A 13,965-nucleotide genomic window follows, 5' to 3' on the forward strand; every position below is an offset into this window, starting at 1 on the left:
CTTATCCCGTACTGAGCCGGCCCCAGGCACACTGGGAGCATGACGACTGGCGCTCCGACCACTTCGCACCCCACCCGGCCCCGGCGCTCCCGGCTGCGCCGGTATCTGCCGCTGGGCGTCGCCGTCTGGCTCGTGCTGGAGATCTGGCTACTGACCCAGGTCGCCGGCGCGGCGGGCGGCCTCACGGTGTTCCTGCTCCTGGTGGTCGGCGCCGTGGCCGGTTCGGTGGTCATCAAGCGGGCGGGCCGCCGCGCCTTCCGGAGCCTGAACGAGGCGCTGCAGCGCGGTGTCCCCCCGGAGCGCGGCGGCGGCAACGGCCTGATGATGCTCGGCGGACTGCTCCTGATGATCCCGGGCCTGATCTCGGACGCGGCGGGTCTGCTGCTTCTGATCCCGCCGGTGCAGAAGGCCGTGAGCAGGTATGCGGAGCGGATCTTCGAGCACAGACTCCGCGGGGCGGCCCCCGGCACCCTCGGCGACGCCTTCCAGCAGGCCCGCATGCACCGCCCCGACGGCAAGGTGGTCCAGGGCGAGGTCATCAGGGACGACGCGGACGCGCCGGGTGACGCGGCGCCCGGGCCGCGCCCGCCCCTGACCCGCTGAGACGCCGCTGGGCGCCCGCGGCTGTGCCCCCCCGCTCGCCGGGCGGCACACAACCGCGGGCGCCGTACGTCTCTCACGTACGGCGCCCGCGGTAATGCATGTGCGTTGTGTGGTGTCCCGGCCGCCCGCTACGCGGACTTGCGGCTGTCCCGGGGGTGAACCGCGATGTTCATCGCCCCGGAGCGCAGAACCGCCAGGCGCTCCTCAAGGACCTCTTCCAGCTCCTCGCGGGTGCGTCGCTCCATCAACATGTCCCAGTGCGTCCGCGCGGGCTTGGCCTTCTTCTCTTCCGGGCCGTCGCCGTCCACCAGGAGTGCCTGGACACCGCAGACCTTGCACTCCCACTCCGGCGGGATCTCCGCCTCGACCGAGAAGGGCATCTCGAACCGGTGCCCCTTCTCGCATGCGTACTCCACGGCCTGGCGCGGAGCCAGGTCGATGCCGCGGTCCGTCTCGTAGCTGGTCACCACGAGGCGCGTACCGCGAAGAGCTCGCTCACTCATGAATCGTGCCTCCCGGGCTTGTCGCCCACAGGACAGGTGTCGCTGTCGTCGTCATCCGGTCAACGTCCGGTCGGCGGTAAAGATTCCCGTTCCGAGTCCCGTTCCGGGTCATGCGTCGCCGTCGTAGCCGCCCCTTGTTGTACCCACCGGCGCCCGGTTTGTCACATCTGCTAGCAGATATCACCCAGCGTTTCAGCAGCTTTGACGCGCAGTAACGGTACGCCTGGCAGGCCAAACGCGTACACTACCGCCCTTTCGCGTCGAGTGCTAAATCCGCGCTAAATCTTCTCCGGAACGGGGTTGCCCGCCTCGCCGATGGCCCGCCGGACCGGCACCCGGGCGAGCAGCACGAACCCGATGACGAAGAAGGCCACCAGCGAGATGATCGCCGAGCGATAGCTGCCCGTCAGCTGGTAGGTGACGCCGAACAGCAGCGGGCCGAGCCAGCTCATCCCGCGGTCGCTCATCTCGTAGGCCGCGAAGAACTCGGCCTCCTTGCCCGGCGGGACGAGGTGCGAGAACAGCGACCGGGACAGCGCCTGGCTGCCGCCGAGCACCAGCCCGATCCCGGCGGCCAGCACGAAGAACCCCACCGGCACCCCGGCGGGCAGGAAGTACCCGGCCGCCAGCGTGAGCGTCCAGGCGACGAGCGACCCGAGGATGGTGCGCTGCGCGCCGTAGATCCTGGCCAGCCGCCCCATCGCCAGCGCCCCCGCCACGGCCAGCACCTGGACCAGCAGCACCGCCACGATGAGCGTGGACTGACCGAGTCCCAGTTCCTCGGAGCCGTAGACCGACGCCTGCGAGATCACCGTCTGGATGCCGTCGTTGTAGATCAGGTACGCCAGCAGGAAGGCCAGCGTCAGCGGGTGCCGGCGCATCTCGCGGACGGTCGCGACGAGCTGCCGCAGCCCCGGTGCCGCGACGGGGGCGGCCGTGGACCGGCGGTCCCGCAGTCGGCGCAGCGGCACCAGCGCGAACGCGCCCCACCACAGGCCCGCCGAGGCCAGGCAGATCCGCACCGCGGCCGTCTCGGAGAGGCCGAAGGAGTCGTGCCCCGAGTAGAGGACCAGATTGACGATCAGTACCAGGGCGCCGGCCGCGTACCCGAAGGCCCAGCCCCGCGAGGAGACCGCGTCGCGCTCCTCGGGCGGGGCGATCTGCGGCAGATAGGAGTTGTAGAGCATCATGGCCACGGACTGGGCGGCGTTCGCGACGATCAGCAGCAGCCCGCCGAGCAGATAGCGGTCCCCGTCCAGGAAGAACATGGCCGTCGTCGCCGCGGCACCCGTGTACGCGGCGGCCCCGAGCAGGTGCTTCTTACGGCCGGTGCGGTCGGCCAGGCCGCCCACCAGGGGCATCACCACGACCGCGAGGATCACCGACAGGGACACCGAGTAGGCGAAGAAGGACCCCGCCCGCACGGGTATCCCGAGCGGGTGCACATAGCCGTCGGCGTCCGCGGCCGACTCCGCGACCGATGTCAGATAGGGGCCGAGGAAAACGGTGACCACGCTTGTCGAATAGACCGAGCACGCCCAGTCGTAGAAGTACCAGCCGCGCTGCTCGCGCCGCCGTTCGGCGACGTCGTCGTCCGCCTCGGCCCGCACGGTCTGAGTGCCCACCCGTGCCCTCGCCTCCCCCTTGAAGATGCCGTCCGAAGTGCCGTGCGCGGTCCGCCGGGACAGGGGTGCTCAGACCCAGACGCCCCGGTCCTCCATGACCTTGCGCAGTGTGTCGATGTGATCGGTCATGATGCCATCGACTCCGAGGTCGAGGAGCCGGTGCATCCGATCCGGTTCGTTGATCGTCCAGACGTGAACCTGCAGCCCGCGCGCGTGGGCGGCGCGTACGAAGCGGTGGTCGACCACCGGGACGCCCGACTGGGACTCGGGGACCTGGGCGGCGACCGCGGACCGGCGCACGGCGGCCGGCAGCCCCCAGGAGCGCAGCCGCAGGCCGAGCACGCCCCGGGTGCCGAACGACGTGGCGAGCCGCGGCCCGGCGAGCCGCTGGGCGCGCAGCACCCGCGCCTCGGAGAAGGAGCCGGCACAGACCCGGTCCCAGGTGTCCGTGCGCTCGACCAGGTCCAGGAACGGCCGCAGCGTGGGCTCCGCCTTGAGGTCGACGTTCCAGCGCGCCTCGGGGAACGTCTCCAGCAGTTCCTCGAAGAGCGGCACCGGCTCGCTGCCCGCGACCCGCGCCCGCCGTACCTCCGACCACGGGAGGTCGGCGATCCGGCCCGCTCCGTCGGTGACCCGGTCGAGGGTGTCGTCGTGGAAGGCGACGAGTTTTCCGTCCGCCGTCAGGTGCACATCGGTCTCGATGTACCGGTAGCCGAGCGCGACCGCGCGCCGGAACTGCGCCACGGTGTTCTCCAGGCCGTCGGCGGCCCCGCCCCGGTGGGCGAACGGGATCGGTCCGGGATGGTCGAGGTAGGGGTGGCGGGTCGGGGTGCTCACGGACGCAGTATCACCCGTTCGGGTGGCCCGGCGGCAACGACCGTGCTGCCATGGGATGCCGACGGGACGGCGAACACCCGCAGGAAGAACTGCGCCAGCGGACCGATGGACACCGCGTACAGCAGGGTGCCCACACCGACGGTGCCGCCGAGGGCGAAGCCGGTGACGACGACCGCGACCTCGATCGCCGTGCGCATCAACCGGATCGAGCGGCTGGTGCGCCGGTGCAGCCCCGTCATCAGGCCGTCCCGCGGGCCCGGGCCGAAACGCGCCGCTATGTAGAGGCCGGTCGCCGCGCCGTTGACCACGATGCCCGCGAGCAGCAGGGGGATCCGCGCGGCGAGCGCGTGCGCGTCGGGGACGAGGGCGAGCGTGCCGTCCAGGGCGAGGCCGACGACAAACACGTTGGAGACCGTGCCGAGGCCCGGCCGCTGGCGCAACGGGATCCACAGCAGCAGCACCGCGGCGCCCACGACGATCGACACCACGCCGATGGTCAGCCCGGTGCGCCGGGCGAGGCCCTGGTGCAACACGTTCCAGGGCTCCAGGCCGAGCCCCGCCTCGACGAGAAGCGCCGAACTCGCGCCGTACAGCGCGAGCCCGGCGTACAGCTGGATCAACCGTCGCCCGAGACGGCCATGCGTGGACAAGAGGTACCCCCTGGTGGAGTCGGTGGCCTGACTCATGACACTCTGTGGCTGGGGTGGAAACACCATCCAGGGCCAATTCGAGGAAGGTGGACTGATCTCCATGGCGCAGTGGACCTCTGCAGTGGGTGCCGCACCGCTCGCACGGCTGCTCACCTCCCAGCAGGACCGCCCGGCCGGCCCCGGCACGCGCCGTCCGCCCGCCTACCGCGCGCTCGCCGACGGCATCCGGCTGCTGGTGCTGGAGGGGAGGGTGCCGGTGGCCGCCCGGCTGCCTGCCGAACGCGAATTGGCCCTGGCGCTGTCCGTGAGCCGCACCACGGTCGCCGCCGCCTACGAGGCGCTGCGCACCGAGGGGTTCCTGGAGTCCCGCCGTGGCGCGGGCAGTTGGACCGCCGTGCCGGCCGGGAACCCGCTGCCCGCGCGCGGGCTCGAACCGCTCCCGCCCGAGGCGCTCGGCTCGATGATCGACCTCGGCTGCGCGGCCCTGCCCGCGCCGGAACCGTGGCTCACCCGTGCCGTCCAGGGTGCCCTGGAGGAGCTGCGCCCGTACGCCCACACCCACGGCGACTACCCGGCCGGACTCCCCGCCCTGCGCGCGATGATCGCCGAGCGCTACACCGCGCGCGGGATCCCGACCATGCCCGAACAGATCATGGTCACGACCGGTGCGATGGGCGCGATGGACGCCATCTGCCATCTCTTCGCGGGGCGCGGCGAGCGCATCGCGGTGGAGTCCCCGTCCTACGCCAACATCCTCCAGCTGATGCGGGAAGCGGGCGCCCGGCTGGTCCCCGTCGCGATGGCCGAGGGGCTCTCCGGCTGGGACCTGGACCGCTGGCGTCAGGTGCTGCGGGAGGCGGCGCCCCGACTCGCCTACATCGTCGCCGACTTCCACAATCCCACCGGCGCGCTCGCCGACGAGGACCAACGGCGCCGGATGGTGGACGCGGCCCGCTCGGCGGGCACGGTGCTCGTCGCCGACGAGACGATGACCGAGCTGTGGCTGGACGAGGATCTCGACAGCGCCTCGATGCCGCGGCCGGTCTGCGGCTTCGATCCGGCCGGCTCGACGGTGATCACGGTGGGCTCGGCCAGCAAGGCATTCTGGGCGGGGATGCGCATCGGCTGGGTGCGGGCCGCCCCCGACGTGATCCGTAGCCTGGTCGCGGCGCGCGCGTACGCCGACCTGGGCACGCCCGTGCTGGAGCAGCTGGCCGTGAACTGGCTGTTCAGCACGGGGGGTTGGGAACAGGCGGTGGAACTGCGCCGGGGCCAGGCCCGGGAGAACCGGGACGCCCTGGTGGCGGCGGTACGGCGGGAGCTGCCGGGCTGGGAGTTCGCGGTGCCCCGCGGCGGGCTCACGTTGTGGGTGCGCGTCGGCGGCCTGTCGGGTTCGCGGCTGGCGGAGGTGGGGGAGCGGGTCGGAGTACGGGTCCCCTCGGGGCCCCGCTTCGGCGTCGACGGCGCCTTCGAGGGCTATGTACGGCTGCCGTTCACGGTCGGCGGAGCGGTGGCGGAGGAGGCGGCGACCCGCCTGGCGGCAGCGGCCCGCCTGGTGGAGACGGGCGTGACGACGGGGACGGAGGCGCCACGGACGTTCGTCGCGTAGCGACGGCGGGCCGCCCCGGCTCCGGTTCGCCGGGGCGGCTCGGTCAGGGGGAGCGCGGTCAGGAGGGGGGCTCGGCGCCTACGGCGTCCGCCACGACGGCCTTCGTGGCGGGTGTCTTCGCGGGCACCTTGTGCACCTGCACCTTCTCCACCGGGACCGCATTCACCGGGACCGCATTCACCGGGACCGCATTCACCGGGACCGCATTCACCGGGACTGCATTCACGGGGACCGTGTTCAGAGGGGCAGCGTGCACGGGGACCGCTTCCACCGGTGAGGTCTCCGCCGATGCCGATGCCGATGCCGATGCCGATGCCGACGGCGGTGGCGGCGGTGGCGGTGGCGGCTCCGGTCCGGTCGGCTCCGCGTCCGCGGGAGTGGTGCGCGGCGGGAGCAGCGCCAGTACGGCCTGCCGGTCGGCGTCGCTCGCGGCGTCGTCGTACGGGTCCGGCGTCGCGGGGACCTGAAGCCGGTGGACGGGGCCGTCGCCCAGCCGGGCGTAGCCGCGCCCCGGCGGCACCTGGGCCGGCGGCGTCGTGTGCGGTGGCACGCCCATGACCGCCGCCGACTGCTCGGGCGTCGTGGACCCGAGCACGACACGCGCGCGCGTGTGCTGGCGCACCGCCGCACCGAGGGCGTCCGCGTAGTCGAAGCCCTCGGCGACGACCACGGTCACATTGGCCGCGCGTCCGTGCCGCAGCGGCACCTGGAGCAGGGACTGCGGATCCCTGCGGCCCTCGGCGTCGGCCAGATGGGTGAGGGCGCCCGGCCGGTCCAGCAGGATCCACAGCGGACGCCTGGTGTCGTCCGGCGGCGGATGCCCGGCCTGCCGGGCCTGGTTGGCCGCGATGAGCCGCCGCTCCGTCTCGTGCGCGGCCCACTCCAGGCTGGCCAGTGCCCCGGTGAGCCCGCACTCGACGCCCAGGACCCCGTCCCGCCCGGTGAGGCAGGCGTACTCGCCGGTGCCGCCGCCCTCGACGATCAGCACGTCGCCGTACTGCAGCGCCTGAAGGGCGACGGACCGCAGCAGCGTCGAGGTCCCGCTGCCGGGCGGGCCCAGCACCAGCAGGTGCGGCTCGGTCGAACGGATCCCGGTGCGCCACACGACCGGCGGGACATCGCGCTGCTCGTCGCCGTAGCCGAGCGGGAGCGTGCGCTGCACCTCGGACGGGTCGGTGAAGCCGAGCACCGTCTCGCCCGGCGTGGTGACGAAGCGCTGGGCGGCGACGTCGGTGGGCAGCGGCGCGAGGACGCCGACCGTGAGCTGGTTGGCCTCCTCGTCCCAAGCGAAGCGGTACTCGCGGCCCCGCCCGGCCTTGGCGGCGAGCAACTGCTCGATCCGGGCGCGGGCCCCGGCCTCGGCGTCGGGGAAGTACGCCGGGTAGCGGATCACCAGATGAGCCACGCGCCCCGCGTCGTCGAAGTCGTGCAGGGGGAAGGCGTTCTCCCAGTCCCCGCCGTGCTCGAAGAGCGGCGCCGGGTCCTCGGGGGCCGAGAAGTACGGCACCAGGGACTCGTACAGCGACTGCAGGCGCTGCGTCTGGGACTCGTCGGGCCCCTCGGGCTCGCCCGGGGCGCGGTCCCGGCCGTGCCAGGCTGCCGCCGCCATCAGCGTGATGGCGGCGAGCAGCGGTCCGTACGGGGCGAGCGCCACGACCAGGACCGCCGAGGCCGCCAGGAACAGCAGGGGCCCGCGCTTATCCTTGGGTGTGTCCGCCCACTTGCGCCGCCCGGCCGTGGCCAGCCGGCGCAGCCCGCGCGAGAGGGTGATCAGCGGGTGGAGGACGTCGGTGGCGCTGTCGGCTGCCGTCCGGGCCAGCTCCCGGCTCCTGGCGAGCTGCGCACTGCCGTTGCTCAGAATGCGGGGGAGAGGGCGCCGGGCCACTTGAGTCTCCTGACGGTGCGTACGGGCAAGACGGTCGGCGTCAGAACTTGATGCCGCCGAGGAGGCTCGCCAGGCTCTCGCCGCCCGCCTTGATGCTCGGGGCGATGGCCGTGCTGGCGAGGTAGAAGCCGAACAGGGACGAGACCACGGCGTGCGACGCCTTGAGGCCGTCCTTGCGGAAGAAGAGAAAGACGATGATGCCGAGCAGGACGACGCCTGACATGGAGAGAATCATTTGAGGTCTCCTGGTGTCGAGGGGGGACAGTCACCATGAGTACTTCCAGCATCACAGCATGTATCTATACGATAAAAGGTGCAAATGGGTGAAATCTTGTAGATTTCCCCCGGGTGGCGGAGCCGTCTTGACCCGGTCGACCAGGACTCACCCGGTCGGCGGACGTGGCTCCCGTGGCCGGTGGGACCCGCGATGATCTTTACTTCGGGCGCATCCGGTCATGTGTCCCGTAAGCCAGTACGCTGGCGATTCACCCGTACGGCCCGGATCCCCCGCTGCCGTAGGCTCTGTCAGTTCCCGAAAGCCCCGAAGCGCAGGAGAGGCGGTCCGGCCGATGAGTGAAGCCCCCGACCCCGACGTCGTGGAGCTGGCGACCAAGATCTTCGATCTCGCCCGGCGGGGGCGGACCGAGGCGCTCGTGGCGTACGTCGACGCGGGTGTCCCGGCCGACCTCACCAACGACCGCGGCGACTCGCTCGTGATGCTCGCCGCCTACCACGGCCACGCCGAAGCGGTGCGCGCCCTGCTCGCCCGGGGCGCCGAGGTGGACCGGGCCAACGACCGGGGCCAGACCCCGCTCGCCGGCGCCGTATTCAAGGACGAACCGGAAGTGATCAAAGCCCTTCTGGACGGCGGTGCCGATCCCGCCGCGGGTACTCCGTCGGCCGTCGACACCGCCCGGATGTTCGGCAGGACCGAACTCCTGGAATTGTTCGGCGCACAATGATCCGAACATTCTGACCAGGCACGACACGGAAAACGGGGGAGGCGGTAAAGGGCCGCCGGAAATACGGTCGCGGCAGGAGAAACCCGCGAGTCATCATGACGTCGTGATTCATGGACGCGATGGCTGGGCAGGTGTTGCCGCACCGCGCGGACCGTGAACCGGTCCGCATGGGCCACCGACGAGAGGCAGAGGAAGATGGTCTACAGCAAGCAAGAGACGGCGGGCGCCCCGACGTTGTGTTACGCGGCCAGGTAGTGCGTGTTCCCCGGTTGCGTCGACGCTTGATGTGAGGCTGTTTCCCATGTTCGATCCGGTCATAGCGCCCAGTGGCACATTGCTCGGCCTGCTCCAGCGGGGCCGCGGCGACGGCACGCTGCACGCGCTCACCGCCCCCCGCGCCGAGGCGCTCGCGGCACTGGACCACTGCGTGCTGCTCGACCCCCGCCACGACTGGCAGGTCGAGAACCGCTCCCTCTACTACGCCCGCCTCTATCTCGACCTGAACGGCGGGCTGGACGCGATCGAGGCGCATCTCTTCGACCTGGAGGATGCGCTGGAGACCGACGAGTCCCGCACCGGCCTCGCGCTGGCGGTCCTCGGTCACCTCACCTCCTACGGCAGACACGACGCGCTCCACCTGTTGCGCCGGTACGCCGCCCACGGCGCCAACTGGGCCTGGGCCCTGGACGAACTCGCCCTGCGGGACGACGACGCGGCCCTGCGTGAACTCGCCGCCCCCGTCCTGGCGCGCTTCGGCACGGACGCCGAGGGCGAGGCCGAGCTGGCCGCCGCCGTCCGCGACGCCTTCGAACCCCGGCCGTGGCGGCTGTGGGCCGAGGACCCGCGCGAATCCATCGCCACGCGCGTGCGTGCCGCCCAGGAGACCGGCTGCTTCGACCGGTGGCAGCGCCAGTTGCGACCGACCGGACCGCGCCCGGACTGGAGCGTGCACGCCGTCCTCGAATGGGCCCAGCAGGGCGTGGAACGCGGCACCGCCCTGCATGTTCCCGCCGCCCGCTGCCTCGTCGCCGTGGCGGGCCCGGAAGACCGGCCGGAGATCGTCCGCGCCGCCCAGGACGGCACCGAGGGAGCCCGGTGCACCGCCCTGCGGTACCTCGCCGACAGCAGTGACCCCGATGCCCTCCGCCTGATCCAGGCCGCGGCGACCGGCGGTCCGACGCCCGTCGCGGAGGCAGCCGTCGACGCCTTCGAACGGATGCGCAGCGTCGCCGCCGTCGACCACGCGCGTGGTTGGGCCCGCAGGCCCGACGCCCTCGGCGCCGCCGCCGGACGCATGCTCGCCTGCCGGGGCGCGGCCCGGGACAGCGAACTCGTGCTCGCGGCGCTGCGGGAGGCCGTGCGCGGCGAGGGGCCCGACGCGCCCACCCTGTGGACCCTCGTCGACGGCGCCGGACGCCTCGGCATCGCCTGTGCCGCGCCCGTTCTGCGCCATGTCTACCGCGAGACGGCCTCCTCGCATCTCCGTGGCCGGGCCGCCCGCGCCCTGGCGGCCACCGACCCCTCGTTCCCCACCGGATTCGCCGTCGAATGCCTCTGGGACTGCGAGGAGACCACGCGCGAGGTCGCCGCCCGGCATGCCGAGACCGGGGACGCCCGGGTCGTCGAGCGGCTGCGCCGGCTCGCCGCCGATCCGGCCGAGGAGGCCGAGGTCCAGACCGCCGTACGCAACCGCATCGCACCCGACGGGCGGTTCGCGTGAACACGGGGTGACCCATGGGCCAGGAGCGTATGGACAGGGTCTGACCTGCTCGGGTATGCCGCGCAACGCTCATGGGACGTTCCTCGTTCGGAAAGATCCACGTTGACGCGGGCACGTCCAGTGCGGCGAGAACACGGGTATGCGTGTCGTCATCGTGACCGAATCCTTTCCCCCCGATGTGAACGGCGTGGCCCACTGCGCGCTCCAGACCGCCCGGCACCTCGTCGATCGCGGTCACGCCCCCCTCGTCGTCGCTCCGGCTCCCGCTCCCGGAAACAGGCCCGACGCGTCCGCGCCGTGCCCCGTCGTCCATGTCCCCTCCCTACCGCTCCCGGGCTATCCCCAGGTCCGCGTCGCCCTCCCCAGCCGACGCCTCGCCGCGGCGCTGGTCGAACACCGCCCCGACGTCGTGCACCTGGCCAGCCCCTTCGTCCTCGGCGTCCGCGGCATGGCGGCCGCCGCCCGGCTCGGCATCCCCACCGTGGCCGTCTACCAGACCGACCTCGCCGGCTACGCCCGCACCTACATGGGCGCGGGCGAGGCGGCGGCCTGGCGGCGCATCCGCTCCGTCCACGCCGCCGCCGACCTCACCCTCGCCCCGTCCAGCGCCGCCCTGAACGACCTGGAGACACACGGCGTGCCCCGGGTCACGCTGTGGCCGCGCGGCGTGGACACCGTCCGCTTCCGCCCCGACCACCGCGACGAGGCACTGCGCCGGGAACTCGCCCCGAACGGCGAGGTGATCGTCGGCTACGTCGGCCGGCTCGCCCCCGAGAAGCAGGTCGAACTGCTCGCCGGAGCCTGCGGCCTGGAGGGCGTGCGGGTCGTGGTGGTGGGCGACGGGCCCAGCCACGCCCACCTCACCGAGGCCCTGCCGGGCGCGGCCTTCCTGGGCCGGCGCACCGGCGAGGAACTCGCCCGCATCTTCGCCTCGCTGGACGTGTTCGTGCACACCGGCCCCTTCGAGACCTTCTGCCAGACCGTCCAGGAGGCCATGGCCAGCGGGGTGCCGGTCGTCGCGCCCGCCGCCGGCGGCCCGCTCGACCTGGTCGCCCACGGCCACACCGGGCTGCTGGTCCCGCCGCGCGACGGTGACGCCTTCCGGGACGCCGTGCGGTCCCTGGCCGTCGACCCGGCACTGCGGGCCGCGTACGGCAACGCCGGGCGGGTCACCGTCGAGGGCCGCACCTGGGCCGCGATCGGCGACCGGCTGATCACGCACTACGAGGACGTGCTCGCCGCGCGGAAGACGGCGGTGGCGGCATGAGCACCGACTCCCTGCGCATCGTCAGGCTCGCCAACTTCGTCGCCCCCACGTCCGGCGGCCTGCGCACCGCGCTGCGCGAGCTGGGCAAGGGCTTCCGGGTGGCGGGCCACGATCCGGTGCTGATCGTGCCCGGCGAGCGGCACACCGACCGCGACACCGAGCAGGGCCGCGTCATCACCCTGCCCGGCCCGCTGCTGCCGGGCACCGGCGGATACCGGGTGCTGCTCGACAAGCGGCGCGTCGCCGCGCTCCTGGAGGAGCTGGCCCCGGACCGCCTGGAGGTGTCGGACCGCACGACGCTGCGCTGGACCGGCCGCTGGGCCCGGCGGGCCCGCGTCCCCGCCGTCATGGTCTCCCACGAGACCGCCGACGGCGTGCTGCGCACCTGGGGCCTGTCGGAGGACCTCTCCCGGCGGGCCGCCGACGCCCTCAACGTCCGTACGGCGCACACCTACTCACGGGTCGTCTGCACCACCGAGTTCGCCGAGCGGGAGTTCGTCCGCATCGGCGCGCGCAACGTCGTACGGGCCCCGCTGGGCGTCGACCTGACGGACCGGCACCCGGAGCTGCGCGACTGCGGGCTGCGCGCCGTCCACGCGCGCGCGGACGAGACGCTGCTGGTCATGTGCTCCCGGCTGTCCGTGGAGAAGCGGCCCGGGACGGCGCTGGACGCGCTGGAGGCGCTGCTGCGGCGCGGGCGGCAGACGGTGCTCGTGGTGGCCGGGGACGGCCCGCTGCGGGGGCGGCTCGAACAGCGGGCGCGGGAGCGCGGACTGCCGGTGACCTTCCTCGGGCACGTCGCCGACCGGATGGAGCTGGGCGCGCTGCAGGCATCGGCCGACGTGGCCCTGGCCCCCGGGCCGGCCGAGACGTTCGGGCTGGCCGCGCTGGAGGCCATGGCGTGCGGCACACCCGTGGTGGCGAGCGCGTCGTCCGCGCTGCCCGAGGTCATCGGGTCCGCCGGGGCCACGGCGGCCGACCACGGAGAGGCGTTCGCCGACGCCGTCGAGACGCTGCTTGAGCGCCCCGCGGCCGAGCGGCGGGACTCCGCACGCGCGCGTGCGGAGTGCTTCGGATGGGGTGCCGCGGTGGAGGCGTTCCTGGCGGCGCACGACGCGCCCGCGTGGCGCCGGCGGGACGAGGACGACGAAGCGAAGGGACCGACCGGTCGCACCGACGGCGGCACGTCGGTACCGGCCCGTTCCGACGCGGGCGGTGGGCCCGTACCGTCCCGTTCCGACGCGGGCGAGGAGCCGGTACCGGCCCGTTCCGATGTGCACGACGCGTCCGTGCCGTCCCGTCGTGTCGTGCCGGAGGGCGTGGCATGAGACCCGTCCGTTTCGTGGCGCTCGGGGACTCGCTGACCGAGGGCGTGGGCGATCCCGTGGGCGACGGGTGGCGCGGCTGGGCTGCGTTGCTGGCCGACGGGATCGCCGAGGGACCGGTGGAGTTCACCAACCTCGCGGTCAGCGGGGCACAGACCCGCGACGTGCTGGAGCGCCAGACCCCGGACGCGCTCGGCCTGCGCCCGGATGTCGCCTCCGTGGTGATCGGCGTCAACGACACTCTGCGCTGCACCTTCGACATCCACGCGGTGGCCGCCCGGCTCGACAAGGTCTACGCGGCGTTCACCCGGCAGGGCACCGTCCTGCTCACCGCGTGCCTGCCCGACCCCGGCGCGATGCTGGGACTGCCGGGCGTGCTGGCCCGCCCGCTGGCCCGGCGCCAGCGCGCGGTCAACACGGTGGTCCACGCGCTGTCCGAACGGCACGGCGCCGTCCACCTGCATGCGTCAGAGGGCGCATGGCTCACCGACCGGGCCATGTGGAGCGCGGACCGGCTGCACCCCGGCGAGCGGGGCCACCGCCAGCTCGCGCTGCGCTTCCACGCGCTCCTCGCGGAGGCGGGCGCCGCGACCGGCGCCGCGCCCGCGCCCGAGCCGGAGTTCCCCGCGCCGAGCAGGTCGGCGAGTCTCCTGTGGCTGGCGACCGCCGGCACCGGCTGGGTGGCCAGGCGCTGCACCGACCTGCTGCCGCAGCTGCTCAGGCTGGCCGCCGACGAGATGCGGCACCGCGCGCGGGGCACCAGCGCCCGCCTCGACCTGCGGGCCGCGGCCGCCGTGTCGGCGGCCCTCGCCGCCTTGTCGGTGGCGGAGCGGACGGATACCGCGGACGCCGCATGAGTTTCCTGAGTCAACCTCTATGCCGCCAAGGGCACCTCGGCGGATGTGTTGGTCTTCCCGTTGGCTTCGTGAATGGCGGGGTCGTAGCAGGCGCCGTCGCGCCAGCAGGCCCACATCACGCG

13 protein-coding genes are annotated in these 13,965 nt (G+C 73.2%); 7 read left to right on the forward strand and 6 right to left on the reverse strand.

The window, feature by feature from the left end:
• Positions 1 to 39 precede the first annotated feature (39 nt).
• Entirely contained in the window at positions 40 to 603 is a 564-nt protein-coding gene (gene fxsA / locus ACWEKM_RS23430; protein ID WP_451623144.1) for an FxsA family membrane protein, read from the forward strand.
• A 128-nt stretch (positions 604 to 731) separates the two neighbouring features.
• Here the strand turns inward: fxsA and ACWEKM_RS23435 are convergent, their stop codons facing one another.
• From ACWEKM_RS23435 to yczE, 4 genes are all read right to left on the reverse strand, one after another.
• A complete protein-coding gene (locus ACWEKM_RS23435; RefSeq protein WP_046709182.1) occupies positions 732 to 1,106 on the reverse strand; it encodes an RNA polymerase-binding protein RbpA in 375 nt (124 codons plus the stop codon).
• Positions 1,107 to 1,384: 278 nt separating this feature from the next.
• Positions 1,385 to 2,731 carry an MFS transporter gene (locus tag ACWEKM_RS23440; protein ID WP_451623145.1) on the reverse strand — a complete coding sequence of 449 codons (1,347 nt, stop codon included), beginning with the start codon at positions 2,729 to 2,731 and terminating at the stop codon, positions 1,385 to 1,387.
• Between the two features lie 69 nt (positions 2,732 to 2,800).
• Positions 2,801 to 3,568 (reverse strand): glycerophosphodiester phosphodiesterase, encoded by a 768-nt coding sequence (locus ACWEKM_RS23445; protein ID WP_451623146.1) that lies wholly within the window; start codon positions 3,566 to 3,568, stop codon positions 2,801 to 2,803.
• The gene (yczE, locus tag ACWEKM_RS23450) at positions 3,565 to 4,254 is read right to left on the reverse strand and encodes a membrane protein YczE (RefSeq protein ID WP_451623147.1); all 690 of its coding nucleotides are present in this window, start codon (positions 4,252 to 4,254) and stop codon (positions 3,565 to 3,567) included. The genes ACWEKM_RS23445 and yczE overlap by 4 nt, the downstream gene beginning before the upstream one ends.
• Positions 4,255 to 4,318: 64 nt before the next feature.
• Here yczE and ACWEKM_RS23455 point away from each other — a divergent pair, with 64 nt between their 5' ends.
• Positions 4,319 to 5,827, forward strand: a complete 1,509-nt coding sequence (locus tag ACWEKM_RS23455) for an SCO1417 family MocR-like transcription factor (protein WP_451623148.1) — start codon at positions 4,319 to 4,321, stop codon at positions 5,825 to 5,827.
• A 58-nt stretch (positions 5,828 to 5,885) separates the two neighbouring features.
• On the opposite strand, the gene ACWEKM_RS23460 is transcribed toward ACWEKM_RS23455, so the two are convergent.
• A complete protein-coding gene (locus tag ACWEKM_RS23460) occupies positions 5,886 to 7,712 on the reverse strand; it encodes a hypothetical protein (protein ID WP_451623149.1) in 1,827 nt (608 codons plus the stop codon).
• 40 nt (positions 7,713 to 7,752) lie between these two features.
• The gene (locus ACWEKM_RS23465) at positions 7,753 to 7,947 is read right to left on the reverse strand and encodes a hypothetical protein (protein WP_121888451.1); all 195 of its coding nucleotides are present in this window, start codon (positions 7,945 to 7,947) and stop codon (positions 7,753 to 7,755) included.
• A 334-nt stretch (positions 7,948 to 8,281) separates the two neighbouring features.
• Between ACWEKM_RS23465 and ACWEKM_RS23470 the strand changes: the two genes are divergently transcribed.
• From ACWEKM_RS23470 to ACWEKM_RS23490, 5 genes are all read left to right on the forward strand, one after another.
• Positions 8,282 to 8,674 (forward strand): ankyrin repeat domain-containing protein, encoded by a 393-nt coding sequence (locus tag ACWEKM_RS23470; RefSeq protein ID WP_451623150.1) that lies wholly within the window; start codon positions 8,282 to 8,284, stop codon positions 8,672 to 8,674.
• Positions 8,675 to 8,975: 301 nt separating this feature from the next.
• On the forward strand, positions 8,976 to 10,394 hold the full coding sequence (locus tag ACWEKM_RS23475; protein ID WP_451623151.1) for a HEAT repeat domain-containing protein: 1,419 nt from the start codon (positions 8,976 to 8,978) through the stop codon (positions 10,392 to 10,394).
• Between the two features lie 139 nt (positions 10,395 to 10,533).
• Positions 10,534 to 11,661, forward strand: coding sequence for a glycosyltransferase family 4 protein (locus tag ACWEKM_RS23480; RefSeq protein ID WP_451623152.1), 1,128 nt, complete (start codon positions 10,534 to 10,536; stop codon positions 11,659 to 11,661).
• A complete protein-coding gene (locus ACWEKM_RS23485; RefSeq protein ID WP_451623153.1) occupies positions 11,658 to 12,989 on the forward strand; it encodes a glycosyltransferase in 1,332 nt (443 codons plus the stop codon). The genes ACWEKM_RS23480 and ACWEKM_RS23485 overlap by 4 nt, the downstream gene beginning before the upstream one ends.
• Positions 12,986 to 13,843: an SGNH/GDSL hydrolase family protein gene (locus tag ACWEKM_RS23490; protein WP_451623154.1), complete on the forward strand. Its 858-nt coding sequence runs from the start codon at positions 12,986 to 12,988 to the stop codon at positions 13,841 to 13,843. Before ACWEKM_RS23485 ends, ACWEKM_RS23490 begins: the two co-directional genes overlap by 4 nt.
• Positions 13,844 to 13,965 lie beyond the last annotated feature (122 nt).

The sequence above is a fragment of the Streptomyces sp. NPDC004752 genome (assembly GCF_053601275.1).